This window comes from Luteimonas composti (genome assembly GCF_042678665.1).
In the GTDB taxonomy this organism is placed as follows: Bacteria; Pseudomonadota; Gammaproteobacteria; order Xanthomonadales; family Xanthomonadaceae; genus Luteimonas; species Luteimonas composti.
Genome location: NZ_JBHTKU010000002.1, coordinates 626,536 through 649,041 on the forward strand (window position 1 = coordinate 626,536; position 22,506 = coordinate 649,041).

Consider the following 22,506-nt stretch of genomic DNA (forward strand, 5'->3'; position numbering starts at 1 on the left):
CGCGCCTTCCCCGAGCCTGTCCCGATGACCGACTCCGTTTCCCGCGCGCTGCCGCGCCCGTCGCCCGCACAACGCTGGCTGGCCCTGGTCCTGGTCAGCGTGGCGATGTTCGGCAATTACTACGTCTACGACGCCTTCGGGCCGGTGGTGGACCTGCTGCGCGAGCAGGAGGGCTTCACCTACGACCAGATCAGCATGATCTTCAGCGCCTACAGCGTCGCCGCGGTGGTGGTGCTGCTGATCGGCGGATACGTGATCGACCGCTGGGGTACCAAGCGCGCGATCACGCTGTTCGCGGCGATCTGCCTGGCGGCGGCGGCGCTGATGGCCTCGACCGCGCGCTTCGAGACGATGCTGGCCGGGCGCTTCCTGCTGGGCATCGGCGCCGAGCCGCTGATCGTGGCCGCGACCGCGGTGCTGGCCAAGTGGTTCAAGGGCAAGGAGCTGTCGTTCGCCTTCGGCATCAACCTGTCGATCGCGCGCCTGGGCTCGGCCTCGGCCGACTGGTCGACCTCGTTCGCCAGCCCGCTGTACGCCAACTGGCAGGACCCGCTGTGGCTGGCCACCGGCGTGGCCGCGGTCGGCGTGACCGCGGCGATGCTGTACTGGATGACCGAGTCGCGGCTGGAAGGGCGCGTGAACCTCGGCCAGGCCGATGCCACCGACAGGCTGGAGCTGAAGGGCATGTACGCCTTCAGCGCTTCGTACTGGTACATCGTCGGCCTGTGCGTGGTGTTCTACGCCACGGTGTTCCCGTTCCGCGCGTTCGCGATCGACTATTTCCAGCAGGCGCACGGCCTGGCGCGTGAGACGGCCGGCATGCTCAGCAGCCTGCTGCCGGTGGCGGCGATCGTGGTCACGCCGCTGTTCGGGCTGTGGGTGGACCGGGTGGGGCGGCGCTCGCTGTTCATGGCGGTGGGCTCGCTGGTGATGCTGCCGCTGTTCCTGCTGGTGACCTATGCGCCGCCGGGGCCGGACATCGCGCTGCCGTTCGCCGGCGGCGCCCAGGTGCCGCTGACCCTGCTGCTGGTGATGCTGCTGCTGGGCGGCGTGTTCTCGCTGATCCCGGCGGTGATGTGGCCCGCGGTGGCCTACATCGTGCGCGAGAGCCGGCTGGGCGCGGCCTATTCGATGATGACCCTGTGCCAGCAGATCGGCGTGGCCCTGGTGCCGCTGGCGGTGGGGCGGTTCAACACCGCGTTTGCCGCGGGTCCGGAGAATCCCGCCGGTTACGCGCCGGGCATGTGGTTCTACACCGTGCTGGCGGCGCTGGGACTGCTGTTTTCGTGGCTGCTGTGGCGGGCCGAGTCCGGGCCCGGCGCGCACGGCCTGGAGTACCGCTCGGGCAGCAAGCCGGAGTAGGGCGGAACGACCGGGATCGCGGCAGGCCGGTGGGGCCTGCCGCAGGCTCCGCTCAGATGTGACGGAGCATCGCGTCCATGCCGTCGCCGGCCAGCTTGTCGATCAGCCGCGACAGGGTGGCGCGCTCGTCCTCGGACAACGGTTCGAGCAGGTGGCGCTCGCAGGTCAGGGTCATCGGCGCGACTTCGTCGTAGACCGAATAGCCGGCCTCGGACAGGGTCAGCACCGAACGGCGGCGGTCGTCGCCGTGGATCTCGCGGCGCACCAGTTCGCGCTCGAGCAGGCGTGCGACCGCGCGGCTGACGGCCACCTTGTCCATCGCGGTGCGCTCGGTGACCTCGCGCGCCGACAGTCCGGGGAAACGGCCCAGGACCGCCATCACCCGCCATTCGGTGATCGCCAGGCCGAAGCGGCGGTGGTATTCGCTGGAGATGGCGTTGCTGACCCGGTTGGACAGCACGCTGAGCCGGTAGGGCAGGAACCGCTCTAGATCGAGGTTCGCATGTTCCTGTGAGACGGGCTGGTCGGACATGATGCACTGCACCTTGCTGTTGGTTGCGCCTGAAACTGTAAGATGGGCGACCGACCCACAGGCCCTGTGCCCTCCCCCCGCGAGAGGATTATCACAATGACAGCGCAGTCACAAACCGCAACCCCGGCCCAGGCCGGTATGCAGGTGACCACGTTCGAGAACCCGATGGGAATCGACGGGTTCGAGTTCGTCGAGTATGCCGCCCCCGCCGGGCAGGCGGGCCACCTGCACGACTACTTCCGCAAGCTGGGCTTCGTCGAGGTGGCGCGCCATCGCAGGCGCCCGATCACCACCTACCGCCAGGGCGACTGCACCTTCCTGATCAACGAGGATCCGGACTCGTTCGCCGCGCGCTTCGCCGCCCAGCACGGGCCCAGCGCCTGCGGCTTCGCGATCCGCTTCAGCAAGCTGGCCGAATGGGTGCGCGTGCAGGCGCTGAAGAACGGCGCCGAGGAATTCGACCCGGCCGACGAACTCACCAAGGCTGTCGCCGCGCCGGTGATCAAGGGCATCGGCGGCTGCATGCTGTACCTGGTCGACCGCTACGACGCGCACGGCACCATCCACGACCCGGACTACGAGATCCTGCCGGGCGCCGAGCTGATGCCGCGCGGCTTCGGCCTGACCTTCATCGACCACCTGACCCACAACCTCTACCAGGGGAACATGGCCAAGTGGTCGGACTACTACGAGCGCCTGTTCAACTTCCGCGAGATCCGCTACTTCGACATCAAGGGCGCCAAGACCGGCCTGCTGTCCAAGGCGATGACCGCGCCGGACGGCATGGTGCGCATCCCCCTCAACGAGTCGAGCGACCCGAAGAGCCAGATCAACGAGTACCTGGACACGTACCATGGCGAGGGCATCCAGCACATCGCCTGCTTCACCGACGACATCTACGCGACGGTGGAGAAGATGCGCGAGGCGGGGATCGAGTTCCTCGACACGCCCGACACCTACTTCGACGTGATCGACCAGCGCATCCCCGACCACGGCGAGGACGTCGACCGCCTGCGCCGCAACCGCATCCTGATCGACGCCGACCCGGAGACCAAGCAGCGCAAGCTGCTGCAGATCTTCACCCAGAACGCGCTCGGCCCGATCTTCTTCGAGATCATCCAGCGCAAGGGCAACGAGGGCTTCGGCGAGGGCAACTTCCAGGCCCTGTTCGAGAGCATCGAACGCGACCAGATGAAGCGCGGCGTGCTCTGACCGCGCACCGGCCGCCACGCATCGTCTTGGCGGCTGGCCGCGAACGCACGCGCAAGGCGACAATCATGGCGGGGCAGGCGCGGTGGACGACCGCGCCGGGCCGGCGACACCAGTCCTTTTCCGGGAGACCATCGTGGACGGATACCTGTCGGGCTTCGGCAACGAGTTCGCCACCGAGGCGATCCCCGGCACCCTGCCGGTCGGACGCAATTCGCCGCAGAAGGTGGCGCACGGGCTCTATGCCGAGCAACTGACCGGCACCGCGTTCACCGCGCCGCGCAGCGAAAACCGCCGCAGCTGGCTGTACCGCATCCGCCCGGCGGCGATGCACGGGCGCTTCGAGCCCTTCGCTCAGCCGCGCTTCCACGACCGCTTCGGCGAGGCGCCGGTGTCGCCCGACCAGATGCGCTGGAACCCGCTGCCGCTGCCGGAGGCGCCCACCGACTTCGTCGAAGGCATGTACACCGTCGCCGGCAACGGCGGCAGCGATGCGCATGCGGGCGTGGGCATCCACCTGTACGCGGCCAACACCTCGATGCGCGGGCGCTACTTCTACAGCGCCGACGGCGAGCTGCTGATCGTGCCGCAGCAGGGCCGCCTGCGCATCGCCACCGAGCTCGGTCTGCTGGCGGTGGAACCGCAGGAGATCGCGGTGGTGCCGCGCGGCGTGCGCTTCCGCGTCGAACTGCCCGACGGCCCTTCGCGCGGCTACGTCTGCGAGAACTTCGGCGCGTTGCTGCGCCTGCCCGACCTGGGGCCGATCGGCTCCAACGGCCTGGCCAACCCGCGCGATTTCCTCTCGCCGGTGGCCGCATACGAGGACCTGGAAGGCGGCTTCGAGCTGATCGCCAAGTTCAACGGCCATCTCTGGCACGCGCCCATCGGCCATTCGCCGCTGGACGTGGTGGCCTGGCACGGCAACTACGCGCCCTACAAGTACGACCTGCGGCGTTTCAACACGATCGGTTCGATCAGCTTCGACCATCCCGACCCGAGTATTTTCCTGGTGCTGACCTCGCCGACCGATACGCCGGGGGTGGGCAACATGGACCTGGCGATCTTCCCGCCGCGCTGGCTGGTGCAGCAGGACACCTTCCGCCCGCCGTGGTTCCACCGCAACGTGGCCAGCGAGTTCATGGGCCTGGTCCACGGCGTATACGACGCCAAGGCCGACGGCTTCGCGCCCGGCGGCTGCTCGCTGCACAACTGCATGACCGGGCACGGCCCGGATGCGGCGACGTTCGAGAAGGCCTCGGCCGCCGACCTGTCGAAGCCGGACGTGATCGTCGACACCATGGCCTTCATGTTCGAGACGCGCTCGGTGCTCAAGCCGAGCCGGCAGGCGGCCGAGGCCGCGCATCGCCAGCGCGACTACCAGGCCTGCTGGGCCGGGCTGCAGAAGCACTTCACTCCGCCCGCCTGAGGCGACCGCCGGCAGCGTGCGGACCCAGGCCGATGTCGGCATCGCGCTAACGGACGCCGTGGCAGGCTCGGCGCCTGTCCCATGTCCGGAATCCGCCATGCACCTGCTGCAGCCCGCCCTCCTGGCCGTTCTCGCGACCGCACTGTGCGCCTGCGGAGCGCCGCGCGACGGCACCGACGCCGACGCAGCGGATGTGGCGCCGCCCGCGGCGCAGGCGCCGCCGTCTAGTAACCGCGACGCGGCCTCCGCGCCCGTGCAGGGCGACGGCCAGGCAACCGGCTCGCTGCGGGTCGACCGTCCCGCCGACGGCACGATCGGCTTCGCAGGCTTCGGCCCGGCCGCATTCGGCGCCAGCGCCGAAGCAGTCCGCCAGGCCTGGGGTGGCGACCTCGGCGATGCGCAGCCGTCGGAGCCCGGTGGCTGCCATTACCTGATCCCGCAGCCGCTGGGGCCGGGGGGCTACCGCACCGCCTTCATGATCGAGGGCGACCGCTTCGTGCGCATCGACGTGCGCGATGCCGACGTTGCCGCACCCGGCGGCGCGCGCGTGGGCATGGACGTCGGCCAAGTGCGCGCGCTGTACGACGGTCGCATCGAGGAGCAGCCGCACAAGTACGATCCCGACGGGCGGGTGCTGCGCGTGACCGCGCCCGACGGCGCGCCCGGCGTGCTGGTGCTCGAGCTCGACGGCAGCGGCCGCGTGGACGAATGGCGCGTGGGCCTGCCGCCGCAGGTGGACTACGTGGAAGGCTGTTCCTGACCGCGCACGCGGCTGCGGCATAATCCGGGGATTTCCCGGGCTGGGGCGTGACGATGACCGGTGCGCTGTTCTACTTCTCGGCAGGGATCGTCCTGCTCGCCCTGGGCGGCGACTCGCTGGTCAAGGCCGCGTCGGGCCTCGCGCGGCGGACGGGCATCTCGCCCTTCACCACCGGCCTGGTGCTGGTGGCCTTCGCCACCTCGCTGCCGGAACTGGCGGTCAACCTGCGCGCGATGGCGGTCGGCGACCACGCGCTGGCGCTGGGCAACGCGGTGGGCAGCAATATCGCCAACCTCGGGCTGACGCTCGGCGCCGCGGCGCTGTGCGCGCCGCTGCTGATCCGCTGGAAGGCGCTGCCCTCGCTGCTGGTGTGCCTGGTGGTCGGCACCCTGGCCACCATCCTGCTGGCACAGGACGGCCGGCTCACGCGACTCGACGGTGCGGTGCTCGTGCTGGCCTTCGTCGCGGTGCTGGTCTTCGCCTGGATCTTCGGCCGCCGCCAGCCCGAACTGCGCGGTGAATTCGCCGGCTTCGCCGAAAGCCGCCTGCCGGCGCCGCTCGACCTGGCGCGGCTGGCGGTGGCGGTGGCGCTGCTGTGGTTCGGCGCGCGCTGGGTGGTGCAGGGCGCGCTCGACCTGCGCCCGGCGCTGGGCATGGACTCGCTCCTGGTGGGCCTGCTGCCGGTGGCGATCGGCACGGCACTGCCGGAGGTCGCGGCCGCCATCGCGGCGGCCCGGCGCGGGCAGGGCGATCTCGTCGCCGGCCACGTCATCGGCGCCAGCCTGGTCAACCTGATGCTGGTCGTGGGCGGCATGGCGCTGGTGCGCGACGTGCCGGTGCCGGCCTCGTTCCTGCGGCTGGAGCTGCCGGCGGCGCTGGTGTTCGCCGCCCTGCTGCTGCCGATGCTGCGCGGCGGGCTGCAGGTCAGCCGCGCCGAGGGCGCGGTGCTGCTGCTGGCGTTCCTGGGCTGGGCCGGGCTGGAGCTGGCGCTGGCCTAGCCGTCGTCGCGGCCTTCGGCGCGCTCGCGCGCCTGCTGCTCGGCGCGCTCGTCGGCGTCGTCGCGGATGTGGCCTTCCGGTTCGGTACCGCTGCACGGCGCCTCGGGCCGCCGGTCCATCAGCGACAGCGCCGCGCGCGACATCAGGTGCGCGGCGACCGGCGCGGTCAGGAACAGGAACACGGTGATCAGCAGTTCCCGCGGATGCAGGCCGGTGCCGTGGATCGCACGGTGCAGCACCGAGGCGGCCAGGATGCAGCCTACGCCCAGGGTGCTGGCCTTGGTCGGGCCGTGGATGCGGTGGAAGAAGCTCGACAGCTTGACCAGGGCGAAGCTGCCCAGGAACACGAAGAAGCAGCCCACCACCAGCAGGAACAGGGTGGCGATGTCGACCGCGAGCCTCATTCGACGATGTCCCGGCGGATGACGTACTTGCTCAGCACCACGGTGCCGAAGAAGCCGAGCATGGCGATGATCAGCGCGATCTCGAAATAGACTTCGGTCTCGTCGAGCATGCCCAGCAGCACCACCTCGGCGATGGTGGCCACGTACAGGGTGTCGAGCGCGAGGATGCGGTCGGGGGCGGTCGGCCCGCGCACCAGCCGCCACAGCGCCAGCAGCATGGCGCAGCCGACCACCACCATCGCGCCGCTGATGACCAGGTTCATCAGGTCGATCATGGGAACACCCGGCGCAGCGGCGCCTCGTAGCGTTGCTTGATCTCGCGAATCATCTGCTCCGGATCCTCCACGTGCAGGCAGTGCACCAGCAGGTGACTGCGGTCGGCCGACAGCTCGGCCGTGAGCGTGCCCGGCGTGAGGGTGATGACGCTGGTCAGGGCCGAGATGCCGTGGATGTTGGTCAGCTCCAGCGGGATCCAGATGAAGCCCGGCTTCAGCCGGTCTTCCGGACCCAGCACCTGGCGGGCGACGGTGATGTTCGCCACCACCACGTCCCACAGCAGCTTGGCGCCCAAGGGCAGCAGGATCCGCGCCTCGCCGATGCGCGCGAACTCGCGTTCCAGCCGCGCGGCGATCTGCGGCATCAGCCAGGCCAGGAATGCGGCCAGCACCAGGGTGCCCGGGCTGGCGTCCTCGGCCATCAGCAGCCAGAAGACGAAGACCGTGATGCTCTGCGGCACCGAGGGGAAGATGCGGGCGATCATGTCCGGTTCCTCATGGCGCGCGCACCTGCGGCGTGGTGGCGCGCACCTCGCGCACGTAGTCGGCGGGGGCGAGCAGCTGTTCGGCGGTGGCCGTGGTATAGCGCAGCACCGGCGCGGGGAATACGCTCATCGCCACGACCAAGGCCAGCAGCAGCGCGGTCGCTGCGAACTCCATCCGGGTCACGCGGGGCTGGCCGTCGACCGAGTCGGTGTCGCGCTGGTCCTCCACGGTACGCCAGAACAGGCGCGAACCGCTTCGGCTCAGGCCCACCAGCGCCAGCAGGCTGCTCGCCAGCACGCTGAAATAAACCCAGCCGATGTCTCCGGCGGGCACCGCGGCCAGCATCAGGAACTTGCCGATGAAGCCCGACAGCGGCGGCAGGCCGACCAGCGCCAGCGCGGTCACCATGAACAGCAGCCCGGTCTGCAGCGGCAGCGCCAGGCCGGTCGGCAGCACGCGGTCGCCGGCGCGGCCGCGCTGGCGCTGCACGATGTGCGCGACCAGGAACAGCGCCGCCGCGGCGAAGCAGCTCTGCGGCAGGTAGTACAGGCCGGCGGCGATGGTGCCCGGCTGCGCCAGCGCGAACGCCACGAACAGCGTGCCGGCCGACATCAGCACCAGGTAGGCCGCGGCGATGCGCAGCCGCAGCGCGCCGACCACGCCGAGACTGCCGAGCAGCATCGTCGCCATGCCCAGCACCAGCAGCGGCCCGCGGGCGAAGCCCTCGAACGGGCCGGCCATGTCGCCGAACCAGAGCGAGCCGGTGCGCAGCAGCGCGTACAGGCCCACCTTGGTCATGATCACGAACAGCGCGGCCACCGCGGCCGGCGCACGCGCGTAGGTTTCCGGCAGCCACAGGTACATCGGCAGCAGGGCGGCCTTGGCGCAGAACACCACCAGCAGCAGGCCCAGCGTGACCCGCACCAGGGCGACGTCCTCCGGCGCCACCGCGGCCACGCGCACCGCCAGCTCGGCCATGTTGAGCGAGCCGAGCATGCCGTACAGCAGGCCCAGCGCGATCAGGAACAGCGTCGAGGCGGCGATGTTGAACACCACGTAGTGCATGCCGGCGGCGATCCGCTCGCCGCGCGCGCCCGACAGCAGCAGGCCGTAGGAGGCGATCAGCATCACCTCGAAGAACACGAACAGGTTGAAGATATCGCCGGTCAGGAAAGCGCCGTTGAGCCCGGCCAGCTGGATCTGGAACAGCGCGTGGAAATGCAGCGCGCGCCGGTCCCAGCCGGCGCAGGCGTACAGCAGCGCGGGAATCGCCAGCAGGGTCGTGGTCAGCACCATCAGCGCGCTGAGCCGGTCGAGCATCAACGCGATGCCCAGCCGCGAGGGCCAGTCGCCGAGCAGGTACGCCTCGATGCCGCCGCCGTCGGCGCGCGCGACCAGTGCCACCGCCGCGGCCAGCAGCAGCGCCAGGCCGATCCACGCACCGCTGCGCAGCACGCGCACGTCGTGGCGGCGCTCGAGCATCAGCAGGATCGCGCCGGTGACCAGCGGCAGCACGATCGGCGCCAGGACCAGGTGCTGGATCATGCGTCGCGGCTCCGCTCGTCTTCCGGTCCGGCATCGGGCTTGCGCTCGGGTTCACGGCCGTCGACGTGGTCGCTGCGCAGGTCGGCGTGGTTGCGCATCGCCACCACGACGACCACCGCGGTCATGGCGAAGGCGATCACGATCGCGGTCAGCACCAGCGCCTGCGGCAGCGGGTCGGCGTAGTTGGCGCGCACCGGCTCGACCAGCGCGCGCAGCACCGGCGGCTTGCCGACCACCATCCGCCCGGACGCGAAGATCAGCAGGTTGGTGGCATAGGACAGCAGGGTCAGGCCGAGGATCACGTCGAAGGTACGGGCGCGCAGCAGCAGGTACACCCCGGCCGCGACCAGGACGCCGATGCCGCTGGCCAGTGCGAATTCCATCAGGCAGCTTCCTCCGCGGCCAGGGTGCGACGCCGGACCGTGCCCATCGTCGAGAGGATCAGCAGCGCGCCGGCGAACACCACCACGTACACGCCGGTGTCGAAGACCAGGGCGCTGGCCAGCGGCAGGCTGCCGATCACCGGCAGGTGCAGGTCGACGTGGCCACTGGTCAGGAACGGCAGGCCGAACAGCAGCGAACCCAGGCCGCCGGCGGCGGCGAGCAGCAGGCCGATCGAGATGCCGCGCACGTAGTCGAAGCCGAACGTGGCCTCGACCGCGCGCGCGCCCTGCAGCACGTACTTGATCAGCACCGGCACCGCGATCGCCAGGCCGGCGATGAAGCCGCCGCCGGGCGCGTTGTGGCCGCGCAGGAACAGGTAGATCGACACCGTCAGCGCCAGCGGGAACAGCAGCTGGGTCAGGTCGGCCGGGATCGGCAGCTGCACCGGCGGGCCGGGCATCACCTCGTCCGGCCGCATCCGCGCGAAGCGCAGCATCGCGTGCACCACCAGCGCGGCGACGGCGAACACGGTGATCTCGCCGAAGGTGTCGAACCCGCGGAAATCGACCAGGATCACGTTGACCACGTTGGCGCCGTAGGCCTCGGGCAGCGAGCGCGCGAGCATCTCGGCCGAGACCGCGCCGTCGGGCGTGCGCACCAGCATCGCGTAGGCCAGGCCGGCCACGCCGACGCCGGCGACGATCGAGATCAGTGCGTCGCGCCAGCGACGGAACGGCGTGCGCGCCTGCTTGGACTGCTTGGGCAGGTAGTTGAGCGCCATCATCATCAGCGCGATGGTCACCATCTCGACCAGCAGCTGGGTCAGCGCCAGGTCGGGCGCGGACAGCATCGCGAACGCGACGCTGACCATCAGCCCGGTCGCGCCGATCACGATCAACGCGGTCAGGCGCTTGCCGTGCCAGGCCACGGTGGCCAGGGTCGAGGCCACCAGGACCGCCCACAGCACCCAGCCCAGGGCCGGCATGGGCTGCGGCGCGGGCAGGTCGCCGAGCAGCGAAGCCTCCTGTCCGATGAAGGGCGCCGAGCCCACCACCAGCACCACCACGATCATCCAGAACAGGCTGCGGCGGATGCCACCCGCGGCTACACGCGCGGTGAATGCCCAGGCGGCGTTGAACAGCTTCTCGACGTTGACGTGGTACAGGTGCCGGCCCCAGGTGCGCAGCATCGCGTCGTGCAGGGCGAACAGCCGCCGCAGCGCGAAGTAGAACAGCAGCCCGCCCAGCACGCCGGCGATGCTCATCACCAGCGGCAGGTTCCAGCCGTGCCAGACCGCCAGCGAGAACTCCGGCGCCGCCTCGCCCAGGGTGCCGGCCACGGCCGTCTTCAGCACCGGCTCGATCACCAGCCCCGGCAGGATGCCCACCGCCAGGCACAGCGCCACCAGGATCGCGACCGGCACCTGCATCCACACCGGCGGTTCGTGCGGCTCGACCGGCAACGCGCGCGGCCCGCGGCCGAGGAAGGCGTCGTGCACGAAGCGCAGGCTGTAGGCCACGCCGAACACGCCGTACAGCAGCGCCGCGATGCTGATCGCGACGCGGAATGCGCTCTGTTCGCCGGCCTCCAGCGCCTCGGCGAAGAACATCTCCTTGGACAGGAAGCCGTTGAGCAGCGGGATGCCGGCCATCGCCAGCGAGGCCACGATCGCCAGCGCGGCGGTGTAGGGCATGTATTTGCGCAGGTTGCCCAGCCGCCGCAGGTCGCGGGTGCCGCATTCGTGGTCGATGATGCCCGCGGCCATGAACAGCGAGGCCTTGAACGTGGCGTGGTTGAGGATGTGGAACACGCCCGCGACCACCGCCATCGGCGTGGACAGGCCGAACAGCAGGGTGATCAGGCCCAGGTGCGAGATGGTCGAGTAGGCCAGCAGGCCCTTGAGGTCGTGCTGGAAGATCGCGTACCAGGCGCCGATCAGCAGGGTGACCGCGCCGACGGTGGTGACCACGTAGAAGAACAGGTCGGTCCCGGCCAGCGCCGGGTGCAGGCGCGCGAGCAGGAACACGCCGGCCTTCACCATCGTCGCCGAATGCAGGTAGGCCGAGACCGGGGTCGGCGCCGCCATCGCCTGCGGCAGCCAGAAGTGCAGCGGGAACTGCGCGCTCTTGGTGAAAACGCCGGCCAGCACCAGGCCCAGGATCGCCGGGTACAGGGCGCTGGCGCGGATCGCGTCGCCGCCGGCCAGTACCGCGTCCAGTTCGTAGCTGCCCACCACGCGCCCGATCAGCAGCACGCCGCCGAGCAGGGCCAGCCCGCCCATGCCGGTGATGGTCAGCGCCATGCGCGCGCCCTGGCGCGCGTCCTGGCGGCCGGTCCAGAAGCCGATCAGCAGGAACGAGCTGATGCTGGTCAGTTCCCAGAACACCACCAGCACCAGCAGGTTGTGCGCCAGCACCACGCCCAGCATGGCGCCCATGAACAGCATCAGGCAGCCGAAGAAGCGGCGCGCGCTGTCTTCTTCGGCCAGGTAGTAGTGCGCGTACAGCACGATCAGCGCGCCGATGCCCAGCACCAGGCCGGCGAACATCCAGGCCAGGCCGTCCAGGTGCAGCCCCAGCGCCAGCCCGCCCTGGGGCAGCCAGGACACGATCTCGCGCAGCTCCGAGCCCGCCATCACCGCCGGCGTCAGCCATCCCAGCATGCCCAGCCCGAGCACCGGCGCCGCGGCGGCGAGCCAGGCGACGGTACGGCGGGAGGCGCCGCGGGCCATGGCGATGGCCAGCGCCGCCACGAAGGGCAGTGCCAGGAGCAGTAGCAGCATCGGGTATCCGGGATGGGCGGGTCGGCCGCGGCGTGAAAACCGCGGTCGGCCGCCGAGTTTAACCGACGCTCCCGGCGAGCCGGCGGGTGCGGTCCCCACGTGTCCGCGGAACGCTGAAGGCCGAGGGCGTCGCGCGATCGACGGCGGCCCGTATCCTTGCCGCATGTCCTCGCCGCCCTCCATGCCGCCGCTCCGCTCCTCCGGCGAACCGCCGCTTGCCCTGGTGTTCGGCGGCAGCGGCCAGATCGGCCGGCCGCTGCTGGCGCGGCTGCCCGCGGCCGGCTGGCGGGTGCTGGCGCTGTCGCGCGAACCGCAGCCCGAACTGCCCGGCGTGGAGTGGCGGCGCGGCGAACTCGCCGCGACGGGCCCGCTGCCCGCCGCGGTGGAAACGATCCTCAGCTGCGGCCCGCTCGACGGCTTCGCGCAGTGGTTCGCGCGTTCCGCCCCCCAATGCGGTCGGGTGGTCGCGTTCGGCTCGACCAGCGTCGAGGTCAAGCAGGATTCGACCGATCCCGCCGAGCGCGACGTGGCGGGGCGTCTGCGGGCGGCCGAGGAGCAGCTGTTCGCGGCGGCCGCGGCGCGCGGCGTCGGCGCCACGGTGCTGCGTCCGACCCTGGTGTATGGCGCCGGGCGCGATGCCACGCTCACCCGCATCGCCGCGCTGGCGCGACGACTGCACGGGTTCGCGCTGCCGGGCGATGCGCGGGGCCTGCGCCAGCCGGTGCACGTGGACGACCTGGCCGACGCGGCCATGGCCTGCCTCGATGCGCCGGCCACGCACGGACGCGCCTATGCCGTGCCCGGCGGCGAGACCCTGCCTTATCGCGAGATGGTGGCGCGCGTGCTGGCAGCGCTGCCCGGGACCCCGCGGTTGTGGACCCTGCCGCCGGCGCTGTTCCGCGCCCTGCTTGCGCCAGCGCGGATGGCCGGCCTGGCTGCGGGCTTCAGCGACGCCGCGCTCGCGCGCATGCGTCAGGACCTGGCGTTCGACGATGCGCCGGCGCGGCGCGACTTCGGCTACGCGCCGCGCGCCTTCCGTCCCGACGCCGCGATGCTCACACCTCCGGCGTGACTTCGGGCACCGGGCGCGCTTTCTGCAGGTTGCGGATCGCGATGATCAACACCCCGCCCAGCACCATCGCGCCGCCGATCCACAGGGCCGGGCCCGGGCGGTCGCCCCAGAACACGATGCCCAGCAGCACCGCCAGCACCGGCGTCATCAGCAGGTAGGGCGTGACCTGGGCCACCGGGTGGCGCTGCACCAGCCGGAAGAACAGGCCGTGGCCAAGCAGGGAAGCGAACACCGCCGCGTACAGCGCGCCGCCCCAGCCGATCCAGCTCGCCTCGCGCAGCGCGGCGAACCCGCCCGGTTCGGCAATGGCGCTCACCACCAGCAGCGGCGGCAGGCTCAGCGCCGCGGTCCAGCCCTGCTGGTCGACCATGCCGATGCCGCTGAGCCGCCGCATCAGCACCGTGCCGATGGCGACCATCAGCGAGGAGAACAGCATCACCACCAGGGCCAGCGGCCGGTCGAACACCATCGGGTCGAAGCCCAGCACCATCACCCCGGCGAAGCTCAGGGTGATGCCCAGCGCGGTGCGCCAGGCGAAACGCTCGCCCAGCCACCACCAGGCCAGCAGCATCGCCATCGGCACGTAGGTCTGGGTGACGATGGCTGGCGAGGACAGGTTGCCCGCCAGCCGCAGCGCCAGGAAACTGGTGCCGAAGTGCAGCACGCCGGTGAACAGCGCGATGCCGCACAGCCGCGGCCACTGGCTGCGCGGCGGCGGGCGCATGAACGCGGCCAGCAGCAGCACCACGATGCCCATGCGCAGCGCGGTGAACAGGAACGGCGGGATCTCCTGCAGCGCGTGCGCCGAGGTCAGGAAGTTGACCGCCCAGCACAGGCAGATCAGCAGCGCCAGCGCCAGGTCGCGCCCGCGCAGGCCCGCGCCCGCGGTCACGGCATCACCAGCGCAGGCCGATCCGGCGGTAGAGCTTGGACAGCACCCAGGCCGGACCGATCAGCAGGTAGCGCAGATCGGTGAAGAAGCTCGGCTTCTTTCCCTCGAACAGCTTGCTGTGGCCGACGAACTGCGCGATCCACGCCAGCACGAACACCACGATCGCAAGGCCCAGCAGGAAGCGCGTGCCCTGCAGGCGTTCGATCCAGAAGCTCGTCCACAGCATCGCCACGAATACCGCGAGCATCCCGAAACCGATCGGACGCGAGGCACGGAAATAGAACATCCATGCGGCGAAGCAGGCCAGGCCCGCCCACAGCCCGGCGCGGAAGCCGCTGTCGACCGGCACCGGGATGCACCACAGCAGAGCGATCACGCTCCACAGGATCAGCGGCACCGCGAACACGTGGATGCGCTGGTTGGTATCGTTGCGATGGTCGGCCGAATAGCTGGCGAACCAGTGGTCGATGGGGCGCGCGGCCTGGTCTTCGGCGGGGATGTGCATGGCGGGTCTCCTCCGGCGGCATCCGGTCCGGACGGAGCGAGCATACGCCCGCCGCCGGCTACGATCAGTCGATCGAGATGCCGGCCAGCTTCTGCAGCGCCTCGGCGTAGCGCGCGCGGGTGCGCTCGATCACTTCCGGGGGCAGGCGCGGGCCGGGGGCGGTCTTGCCCCAGTCCAGCGTCTCCAGGTAGTCGCGCACGATCTGCTTGTCGTAGCTCGGCGGGCTGGTACCCACCTCGTACTCGTCGGCCGGCCAGTAGCGCGAGGAGTCGGGCGTGAGCATCTCGTCCATCACGTACAGGCGGCCATCGGCGTCGGTGCCGAACTCGAACTTGGTGTCGGCCAGCAGGATGCCGCGCTCGGCCGCGTAGGCCGCGGCGTGCTTGTACAGGCGCAGGGTGGCGTCGCGCACCTGCTCGGCAAGGTCGGCGCCGGCCAGCTTGACCGCGGTGTCGAAGTCGATGTTCTCGTCGTGGTCGCCGACCGCGGCCTTGGTCGAGGGGGTGAAGATCGGCTCGCGCAGCTGCTCGGCCTGGCGCAGGCCATCGGGCAGGGCGATGCCGCTGACCCGGCCCGTGCGCTGGTAGTCCTTCCAGCCGCTGCCGATGATGTAGCCGCGCGCGATCGCCTCGATCGGCACCGGCCGCAGCTTCTTCGTCACCACGGCGCGACGCGCGTACAGCGCTGGATCCACGCCCGCGGGCAGCACCGAGGCCACGTCGATGCCGGTGAGGTGGTTGGGCACCAGGCCGGCGGTCTGCTCGAACCAGAAATTGCTGATCTGGCAGAGCATCTCGCCCTTGCCGGGGATCGGGTCGGGCAGGACCACGTCGAACGCGCTGAGGCGGTCGGTGGCCACGATCAGCAGCCGGTCGTCGGGCAGGTCGAAGACGTCGCGCACCTTGCCGCGGTGGCGGAGGGTCAGGCCGGGCAGTTCGCTTTGCAGCAGGGTCGTCGCCAAGGAGGTGTGGCCTTCGGGCGGGCCGGCAAGTGTAGTGCCAATTCCCCGGCGGTGTACTCCCGGGCGGTACACTGGCGGGCATGAACCGCTGGTACGGAAAACTGCTCGGCTTCATCGCCGGCTGGCTGCTGCTGCGCCACCCCGGGGGCGGGCTGATCGGGCTGCTGATCGGCCATGCCTTCGACTCGGGCTGGATCGGCGGGCGCCGTGGCGGGGCCGCCTACCGCGCGCTGGGCCTGGACCAGGACGCCAGCGACGAGGAGATCGACCAGGCCTACCGGCGGCTGATGTCGCAGTACCACCCCGACAAGCTCGCCGGCGCGGCGCCTGAACTGCGCGAGCAGGCCGAGCGCCGCTCGCGCGAGATCAACGCCGCCTACGACCGCATCCGCCAGCGGCGCCGCCGGCGCTGAGCCCATCCCGATCCGGCCGGCGGGCAGGCTCCGGCCGACAGCAGGACTACCCCATGCAGTCTCCGGTCATCGCCCCGTCCATCCTCTCGGCCAACTTCGCCCGCCTCGGCGAAGAGGTCGATGCGGTGCTCGCCGCCGGCGCGGACTGGGTGCATTTCGACGTGATGGACAACCATTACGTGCCCAACCTCACCATCGGGCCACTGGTGTGCGAGGCGCTGCGCAGGCACGGCGTGACCGCGCCGATCGACGTGCACCTGATGGTCGAGCCGGTGGACCGCATCGTCCCGGACTTCGCCAGGGCCGGCGCCAGCCTGATCAGCTTCCACCCGGAAGCATCGAAACACGTGCACCGCACCATCCAGCTGATCAAGGCCGAGGGCTGCCAGGCCGGCCTGGTGCTCAACCCGGCCACGCCGGTGGACGTGCTGGACTACGTGCTCGAGGAACTCGACCTGGTGCTGCTGATGTCGGTCAACCCCGGCTTCGGCGGCCAGGCCTTCATCCCGTCCGCGCTGGACAAGCTGCGCCGCGTGCGCGAGCGCATCGACGCCACCGGCAAGCCGATCCGGCTGGAGATCGACGGCGGGGTGAAGCCGGACAACATCCGCGAGATCGCCGCTGCCGGCGCCGACACCTTCGTCGCCGGCAGCGCCATCTTCGGCAAGCCCGACTACGCGGCGGTGGTCGCGCAGATGCGCGACGAGATCGCGAAGGCGCGCCCATGAACACCTGCGACCTCTGCGACCGGTTCGAGGACCGCGTCCGGGTGCTGGCGCTGCCGCTGCGCGACTACGGCGGGCGGCACGCCTTCTCCGGCATCGTCAGCACGGTCAAGGCGCTGGAGGACAACTCGCTGGTGCGCGTGGCGGTGGCCGAGCCCGGCGAGGGCCGCGTGCTGGTGATCGACGGCGGCGGCTCGCTGGGCCGCGCGATGCTGGGCGACATGCTGGCCGGGAAAGCGGCGGCGAACGGCTGGAGCGGGGTGCTGGTGCATGGCGCGATCCGCGACAGCGCCGCGATCGCGACGCTGGACCTCGGGGTCAAGGCGCTGGGCACCTGCCCGATGAAGACCGACAAGCTCGGCCAGGGCCTGCGCGACGTGCCGGTCGCCTTTGGTGGCCTGGTGATCGCGCCGGGCCAGTGGCTGTCCGCGGATGAAGACGGCGTGGTCCTCTCGGACGCCCCCCTGGCCTGACGCCGCCATCCGGCGACGGACCCGCCTCGTGGCGGCCGGTCCGCCGCCCCGCCATGGGGGCCATCCTGCCCCCGCCCGTCCTCCCTGCCATGGACTCGCATCCTGCGGCTCGCGCGTGACCGGGCTGTGACAGCGGGACCTGCCGTCCGCGCCCCGGTCCATTCACGCCTCCCTCCACGGCCCGCATCGATCATCCGCAGCCTGCGCGGCTTCCCTGCGTGAGAATCCATCCGATGCCCCCAGCCCACTGGCGCCTCATCCTCAACGGCAAGTCCGCCGGCGACGAACCCCTGCGCGAGGCGGTGCAGGCGCTGCGCCAGCGCGGCCAGCGCCTCGACGTGCGCGTGACCTGGGAGGCCGGTGACGCCGACCGCATCGTGGCCGAGGCGCTGGACGACGGCGTCGGCGTGCTCATCGCGGCGGGTGGAGACGGCACCCTGAGCGAGGTCGCGACCGCGCTCGCCCGTCGCGAGCTTCCCGCAGGCAACCGCCCCTCGCTCGGCCTGGTGCCGATGGGGACCGCCAACGACTTCTCCACCGCGGCCGGCATTCCGGACGATCCGCTGGCGGCACTCGACCTGGTCGCGGCCGTCCCGCCGCGCGCGCTGGACCTGCTGCGCGTCGAGGCGGGCGGCGGGAGCCACTGGGTCGCCAACCTCGCCAGCGGCGGCTTCGGTACCCAGGTCACCGTGGAAACGCCCGAGGGCATGAAGAAGCTGCTCGGCGGCCTGGCCTACGTACTGACGGGGCTGGCGAAACTCGGCCGGATCGAGCCGATCCGCGCACGCGTGCGGGGTCCGGACTTCGACTGGGAGGGCGACTTCATCGCGCTGGGCATCGGCAACGGCCGCCAGGCCGGGGGCGGCCAGCTGCTGTGCCCGGACGCGATCGCCGACGACGGCCTGCTCGACCTCAGCATCGTGCCCGAGCTCTCGGGCGAGGTGGCCGCCACGCTCGGCACCGTGGTCAAGGACGGCAAGGTCGCCGCACTCGACCGCGTCGCGCGCCGGGCGCGCCTGCCCTGGGTCGAGATCGAGGCGGCGGCGCCGATGGCGCTCAATCTCGACGGCGAGCCGCTGGCGGCGACCGCCTTCCGCATCGACTGCGTCCCCGGCCGGCTCGACATGCACCTGCCTGCCGACTGTCCGTTGCTGTCGCAACCACGTCTCGCGCCCTAGCGGCAAAGCCGCTACATTAGACCCATGGGCGCGTCCGCATTCCCGCATTTCCTTGCTGCCGGCGAAGGCTGGCGATGGTGGCCTGCAGCCGCCGTCGCAACCGCCCGCATGCACACCGAGGAAATGCCGCGTGACCTCGCAAGACGAATTCCGCCAGTCGGCCGCTGAAGGCCATACCCGCATCCCCGTCGTCCGCGAGGTCCTGTCCGACCTCGATACACCGCTGTCGGTCTACCTGAAGCTCGCCGACGGGCCCCATACCTACCTGTTCGAATCGGTCGAGGGCGGCGAGCGCTTCGGCCGTTACTCGATCATCGGCCTGCCGGCCACGCGCGTGTACGCCTTCCGCGGCCACACGCTCTCGGTCAGCGAGCATGGCGAGGTGGTGGAAACGCGCGAGGTCGCCGATCCCTTCGCCGAGGTCGAGCGCCTGCGCGCCGAGCATTCGGTGCCGCGCCTGCAGGGCCTGCCGGTGTTTACCGGCGGCCTGGTCGGCTGGTTCGGCTTCGAGTGCATCGAATACATCGAGACGCGCCTGCGCGAGGGCGGCAACCGCGACGAACTCGGCACGCCCGACATCCTGCTGATGCTCAGCGAGGAAGTCGCGGTGTTCGACAACCTCAAGGGCCGGCTCTACCTGATCGTGCACGCCGATCCGCGCGAGCCGCGGGCCTGGGCGCGCGCCAATCGCCGCCTCGACGCGCTCGCGCACCGCCTGCGCCACGGCGGCGCGGGTTATCCGGAAACGCTGCGGCCCGAAGCGCTGGACGAGGCGCATTTCGAGTCCGGCTTCACCCGCGAGGGCTTCGTCGCCGCGGTGGCGAAGGCGCAGGAATACATCGCCGCGGGCGACGCCTTCCAGGTCGTGCTGTCGCAGCGCATGAGCGTGCCGTTCGACGCACGCCCGGTGGACGTGTACCGCGCGCTGCGGGCGATGAATCCCTCGCCCTACATGTATTTCCTCGATGTCGGCGGCACCCAGGTGGTCGGCTCCTCGCCCGAGATCCTGGTGCGCCTGCAGGACGGCGAGGTCACCGTGCGCCCGATCGCCGGCACCCGTCCGCGCGGCGCCACGCACGACGAAGACCTGGCGCTGGAAGCCGAACTGCTGGCCGATCCCAAGGAGCGCGCCGAGCACCTGATGCTGATCGACCTCGGCCGCAACGACGTCGGCCATGTGTCCGAGCCGGGCAGCGTCGAGGTCGGCGAGCGCTTCGTGATCGAGCGCTACAGCCACGTGATGCACATCGTCAGCGAAGTCACCGGGCGGCTGAAGCCGGGGCTGAGCTATGCCGACGTGCTGCGCGCCACCTTTCCGGCAGGCACGGTCAGCGGCGCGCCGAAGATCCGCGCGCTGGAGATCATCCGCGAGCTGGAGCCGATCAAGCGCAACGTCTACGCCGGCGCCATCGGCTACATCAGCTGGCATGGGGACGCCGACACCGCGATCGCGATCCGCACCGCCGTGATCCAGGACGGCCGCCTGCACGTGCAGGCCGGCGCCGGCATCGTGTTCGACTCCGATCCCGCGAAGGAGTGGGACGAGACCATGAACAAGGGCCGCGCGCTGTTCCGCGCGGTGGCGCAGGCGGCGAAGGGGTTGTAGGCCATGCGCTCCGTCGCGGCTGGCGTGCCCAAGTCTCAAGGAGGATCATGATGCGCATCAGGATGTTCGCATTGCTGTCACTGCTGTGGGCGGTGCCCGTGATGGCGCAGGTCAATGCGCTCCCGTCGCTGCCGCACCTGCTGGTCAAGGGTTCGGCCAACCGCGACGTGGTGCCGGACCGCTTCACCGTGACGATCACGCTTTCGGCGACCGACATGCGCCCGGAGCTTGCGCGCGAGCAGGTGCAGGCCAATCTCGCCCGGCTCGTGGCCTCGCTCAAGGGCAGTCGGGCGATCGCAGGCTCGGTCGACGCGACCGTGTTCTCGCTCGGGCCGCACCACGAGTACGAAGACGACAAGCAGGTGTTCAAGGGCACGCGTGCCTCGCGGCAGTTGCGCGTGACCTTCCCCGATGCCGACAGCACGCGCCTGTTCCTGGCCGAGCTGCCGGCGGGCGAAGCGGTGCAGCTCGACGGCATCGTGCCGGCGTACTCGGGTGCGGACGCCCTGCGCGCCGAACTCAAGGCCGAGGCGATGCGGCAGACCCGGGAGACCGGCGAACTGCTGGCGAAGAGCTACGGCACCCGGATCCGCAGCCTGTACAGCGTCTCCGACGTGGCGCCGAGCTTCGCCTACGGCATCCAGGCCGGGCACTGGCCCAGCGCGGATCGGCGTGTCGCGGGCGTGCCTGCGGACCCCGCCGAACCACCGGTCGTCTTCGACGATCCGTCGGCAGTGGACAGCATCACCGTGACCGGCAGCCGGATCACGCCCGAATCCATCGAGGTCGGCACCATCAATCTCGCCGAACATCTTTACGCCATCTTCCTGCTGGCGGAGTGACCCATGCTGTTGATGATCGACAACTACGACAGCTTCACCTGGAACCTCGTCCAGTACCTGCAGGCGCTGGGGGCGGAGGTGAAGGTGGTGCGCAACGACGAGCTGAGCGTGGCGCAGATCGATGCGCTGGCACCGGAACGCATCGTGATTTCGCCCGGTCCCTGCACGCCCAACGAGGCGGGTGTGTCGGTCGGCGTGATCGAGGCGCTGGGTCCGCGTATTCCGATCCTTGGCGTCTGCCTCGGCCACCAGAGCATCGGCCAGGCCTATGGCGGGAAGGTGGTGCGCGCGGGCCGGATCATGCACGGCAAGACGTCCCCGATCCGCCACGCGGGCAAGGGCGTGTTCGCCTGCCTGCCCGACGGCTACGAGGCCACGCGCTACCACTCGCTGGTGGTCGAGCGCGATTCGCTGCCCCCCTGCCTCGAGGTCACCGCCTGGACCGAACACGAGGACGGCACGATCGAGGAGATCATGGGCCTGCGCCACCGCGAGCACCCGGTCGAGGGCGTGCAGTTCCACCCCGAATCGATCCTCACCGAGCACGGCCACGCCCTGCTCAAGAACTTCCTCGAGCGCTGAGGCCCGCGCTCCCGCCACGACGAACACGGATCCGCCCGCATGACCATCACCCCCCAGGAAGCCCTGCAGCGCACGATCGAGCACCGCGAGATCTTCCACGACGAGATGATCGACCTGATGCGCCAGATCATGCGCGGCGACGTCTCGCCGGTGATGACGGCCGCCATCCTCACCGGCCTGCGGGTGAAGAAGGAGACGGTGGACGAGATCGCCGCGGCCGCCAAGGTGATGCGCGAGCTCTCGCGCGCGGTCGAGGTGCCCGACCGCAGCCGCCTGGTCGACATCGTCGGCACCGGCGGCGACGGTTCGCATACCTTCAACATCTCCACCGCCAGCATGTTCGTGGCCGCCGCCGCCGGCGCGCGCGTGGCCAAGCACGGCAACCGCAGCGTGTCCTCGAAATCCGGCAGCGCCGACGCGCTGGAGGCGCTGGGCGCGGCGATCGAACTGCAGCCGGAGCAGGTGGCGCGCTGCATCGACGAGGTCGGCGCCGGCTTCATGTTCGCGCCCGTCCACCACCCGGCGATGAAGGCGGTCGCGCCGGTGCGGCGCGAGATGGGCGTGCGCACGATCTTCAACATCCTCGGCCCGCTCACCAATCCCGCCGGCGCGCCCAGTGTGCTGATGGGCGTGTTCCACCCCGACCTGGTCGGCATCCAGGTGCGCGTGCTGAAGGAGCTGGGCACCAAGCGCGCGCTGGTGGTGTGGGGCCGCGACGGCATGGACGAGATTTCGCTGGGCGCCGGCACCCTGGTGGGCGAGCTGCGCGACGGCGTGGTGCGCGAGTACGAGATCCATCCGGAGGATTTCGGCATCTCGATGGCGGCCAGCCGCAACCTGCGCGTGGCCGACGCCGCCGAGTCGAAGCGGATGCTGCTCGGCGCGCTGCGCGGCGAAGCCGGGCTGCCGCTGGAGATTGTGGCGCTCAATGCCGGCGCGGCGCTGTACGTGGCCGGCGTGGCGGAGTCGATCGCCGACGGCATCGGGGCGGCGCGCGCGGCGATCGCCTCCGGCGCGGCCTTGCGCAAGCTCGAGGCCTTCGTCGCCGCCACCCGGAGGCTGGCCGACGCCACGGCCTGAGGTCCACGCGCGGA

24 protein-coding genes are annotated in these 22,506 nt (G+C 70.8%); 14 read left to right on the top strand and 10 right to left on the bottom strand.

The annotated features are described in order from the left end of the window. Positions 1-24: 24 nt before the first annotated feature. Entirely contained in the window at positions 25-1,362 is a 1,338-nt protein-coding gene (locus ACFQ2D_RS07530) for an MFS transporter (RefSeq protein ID WP_280943218.1), read from the top strand. A gap of 52 nt (positions 1,363-1,414) precedes the next feature. Here the strand turns inward: ACFQ2D_RS07530 and ACFQ2D_RS07535 are convergent, their stop codons facing one another. Next, positions 1,415-1,894, bottom strand: coding sequence for a MarR family winged helix-turn-helix transcriptional regulator (locus tag ACFQ2D_RS07535; RefSeq protein ID WP_280943219.1), 480 nt, complete (start codon positions 1,892-1,894; stop codon positions 1,415-1,417). Between the two features lie 96 nt (positions 1,895-1,990). On the opposite strand from ACFQ2D_RS07535, the gene hppD reads away from it, so the two are divergent. The 4 genes from hppD (at position 1,991) to ACFQ2D_RS07555 (ending at position 6,287) form a co-directional block, all read left to right on the top strand. Beyond that, positions 1,991-3,106: a 4-hydroxyphenylpyruvate dioxygenase gene (gene hppD, locus ACFQ2D_RS07540; RefSeq protein ID WP_280943220.1), complete on the top strand. Its 1,116-nt coding sequence runs from the start codon at positions 1,991-1,993 to the stop codon at positions 3,104-3,106. A gap of 130 nt (positions 3,107-3,236) precedes the next feature. Further along, positions 3,237-4,529, top strand: coding sequence for a homogentisate 1,2-dioxygenase (gene hmgA / locus ACFQ2D_RS07545; RefSeq protein ID WP_386795610.1), 1,293 nt, complete (start codon positions 3,237-3,239; stop codon positions 4,527-4,529). A gap of 97 nt (positions 4,530-4,626) precedes the next feature. After that, complete coding sequence (locus ACFQ2D_RS07550; protein WP_280943222.1) at positions 4,627-5,289, top strand: hypothetical protein; 663 nt, start codon at positions 4,627-4,629, stop codon at positions 5,287-5,289. A gap of 53 nt (positions 5,290-5,342) precedes the next feature. Continuing rightward, positions 5,343-6,287 carry a sodium:calcium antiporter gene (locus ACFQ2D_RS07555; protein ID WP_280943223.1) on the top strand — a complete coding sequence of 315 codons (945 nt, stop codon included), beginning with the start codon at positions 5,343-5,345 and terminating at the stop codon, positions 6,285-6,287. Here the strand turns inward: ACFQ2D_RS07555 and mnhG are convergent. Genes mnhG through ACFQ2D_RS07585 form a run of 6 tightly spaced genes read right to left on the bottom strand, consistent with a single transcriptional unit; the run spans position 6,284 to position 12,163 of the window. Continuing rightward, positions 6,284-6,691, bottom strand: coding sequence for a monovalent cation/H(+) antiporter subunit G (gene mnhG / locus ACFQ2D_RS07560; RefSeq protein ID WP_280943224.1), 408 nt, complete (start codon positions 6,689-6,691; stop codon positions 6,284-6,286). The two genes, ACFQ2D_RS07555 and mnhG, sit on opposite strands and share 4 nt — an antisense overlap. Then, a complete protein-coding gene (locus tag ACFQ2D_RS07565) occupies positions 6,688-6,966 on the bottom strand; it encodes a K+/H+ antiporter subunit F (RefSeq protein ID WP_280943225.1) in 279 nt (92 codons plus the stop codon). The genes mnhG and ACFQ2D_RS07565 overlap by 4 nt, the downstream gene beginning before the upstream one ends. After that, positions 6,963-7,451, bottom strand: a complete 489-nt coding sequence (locus tag ACFQ2D_RS07570) for a Na+/H+ antiporter subunit E (protein WP_280943226.1) — start codon at positions 7,449-7,451, stop codon at positions 6,963-6,965. The genes ACFQ2D_RS07565 and ACFQ2D_RS07570 overlap by 4 nt, the downstream gene beginning before the upstream one ends. A 10-nt stretch (positions 7,452-7,461) precedes the next feature. Continuing rightward, positions 7,462-8,994: a monovalent cation/H+ antiporter subunit D gene (locus ACFQ2D_RS07575; RefSeq protein WP_280943390.1), complete on the bottom strand. Its 1,533-nt coding sequence runs from the start codon at positions 8,992-8,994 to the stop codon at positions 7,462-7,464. After that, positions 8,994-9,380, bottom strand: a complete 387-nt coding sequence (locus ACFQ2D_RS07580; protein ID WP_280943227.1) for a Na+/H+ antiporter subunit C — start codon at positions 9,378-9,380, stop codon at positions 8,994-8,996. The genes ACFQ2D_RS07575 and ACFQ2D_RS07580 overlap by 1 nt, the downstream gene beginning before the upstream one ends. Next, positions 9,380-12,163, bottom strand: coding sequence for a monovalent cation/H+ antiporter subunit A (locus tag ACFQ2D_RS07585; RefSeq protein WP_280943229.1), 2,784 nt, complete (start codon positions 12,161-12,163; stop codon positions 9,380-9,382). The genes ACFQ2D_RS07580 and ACFQ2D_RS07585 overlap by 1 nt, the downstream gene beginning before the upstream one ends. 163 nt (positions 12,164-12,326) lie before the next feature. On the opposite strand from ACFQ2D_RS07585, the gene ACFQ2D_RS07590 reads away from it, so the two are divergent. Next, on the top strand, positions 12,327-13,235 hold the full coding sequence (locus ACFQ2D_RS07590; protein WP_386795576.1) for an NAD-dependent epimerase/dehydratase family protein: 909 nt from the start codon (positions 12,327-12,329) through the stop codon (positions 13,233-13,235). Here ACFQ2D_RS07590 and ACFQ2D_RS07595 read toward each other — a convergent pair. The 3 genes from ACFQ2D_RS07595 to ACFQ2D_RS07605 form a co-directional block, all read right to left on the bottom strand. Next, positions 13,219-14,127 carry a DMT family transporter gene (locus ACFQ2D_RS07595; protein WP_280943231.1) on the bottom strand — a complete coding sequence of 303 codons (909 nt, stop codon included), beginning with the start codon at positions 14,125-14,127 and terminating at the stop codon, positions 13,219-13,221. The two genes, ACFQ2D_RS07590 and ACFQ2D_RS07595, sit on opposite strands and share 17 nt — an antisense overlap. A 4-nt stretch (positions 14,128-14,131) precedes the next feature. Beyond that, positions 14,132-14,626, bottom strand: coding sequence for an Mpo1 family 2-hydroxy fatty acid dioxygenase (locus tag ACFQ2D_RS07600; RefSeq protein ID WP_386795612.1), 495 nt, complete (start codon positions 14,624-14,626; stop codon positions 14,132-14,134). Positions 14,627-14,696: 70 nt separating this feature from the next. Beyond that, a complete protein-coding gene (locus ACFQ2D_RS07605) occupies positions 14,697-15,593 on the bottom strand; it encodes a phosphoribosylaminoimidazolesuccinocarboxamide synthase (protein ID WP_280943233.1) in 897 nt (298 codons plus the stop codon). 80 nt (positions 15,594-15,673) lie between these two features. On the opposite strand from ACFQ2D_RS07605, the gene ACFQ2D_RS07610 reads away from it, so the two are divergent. From ACFQ2D_RS07610 to trpD, 8 genes are all read left to right on the top strand, one after another. Beyond that, positions 15,674-16,006 carry a J domain-containing protein gene (locus tag ACFQ2D_RS07610; RefSeq protein WP_280943234.1) on the top strand — a complete coding sequence of 111 codons (333 nt, stop codon included), beginning with the start codon at positions 15,674-15,676 and terminating at the stop codon, positions 16,004-16,006. A 53-nt stretch (positions 16,007-16,059) separates the two neighbouring features. Then, on the top strand, positions 16,060-16,734 hold the full coding sequence (gene rpe, locus ACFQ2D_RS07615; RefSeq protein WP_280943235.1) for a ribulose-phosphate 3-epimerase: 675 nt from the start codon (positions 16,060-16,062) through the stop codon (positions 16,732-16,734). After that, positions 16,731-17,204 (top strand): ribonuclease E activity regulator RraA, encoded by a 474-nt coding sequence (gene rraA, locus ACFQ2D_RS07620; RefSeq protein ID WP_280943236.1) that lies wholly within the window; start codon positions 16,731-16,733, stop codon positions 17,202-17,204. Before rpe ends, rraA begins: the two co-directional genes overlap by 4 nt. 233 nt (positions 17,205-17,437) lie before the next feature. After that, the gene (gene yegS, locus ACFQ2D_RS07625; protein ID WP_280943237.1) at positions 17,438-18,382 is read left to right on the top strand and encodes a lipid kinase YegS; all 945 of its coding nucleotides are present in this window, start codon (positions 17,438-17,440) and stop codon (positions 18,380-18,382) included. 130 nt (positions 18,383-18,512) lie between these two features. Further along, positions 18,513-19,988, top strand: a complete 1,476-nt coding sequence (gene trpE, locus ACFQ2D_RS07630; RefSeq protein ID WP_280943239.1) for an anthranilate synthase component I — start codon at positions 18,513-18,515, stop codon at positions 19,986-19,988. A gap of 50 nt (positions 19,989-20,038) precedes the next feature. Then, positions 20,039-20,830, top strand: a complete 792-nt coding sequence (locus ACFQ2D_RS07635; RefSeq protein ID WP_280943240.1) for an SIMPL domain-containing protein — start codon at positions 20,039-20,041, stop codon at positions 20,828-20,830. A 3-nt stretch (positions 20,831-20,833) separates the two neighbouring features. After that, on the top strand, positions 20,834-21,412 hold the full coding sequence (locus ACFQ2D_RS07640; protein ID WP_280943241.1) for an anthranilate synthase component II: 579 nt from the start codon (positions 20,834-20,836) through the stop codon (positions 21,410-21,412). Positions 21,413-21,451: 39 nt separating this feature from the next. After that, positions 21,452-22,492, top strand: coding sequence for an anthranilate phosphoribosyltransferase (gene trpD / locus ACFQ2D_RS07645; RefSeq protein ID WP_280943242.1), 1,041 nt, complete (start codon positions 21,452-21,454; stop codon positions 22,490-22,492). Positions 22,493-22,506 lie beyond the last annotated feature (14 nt).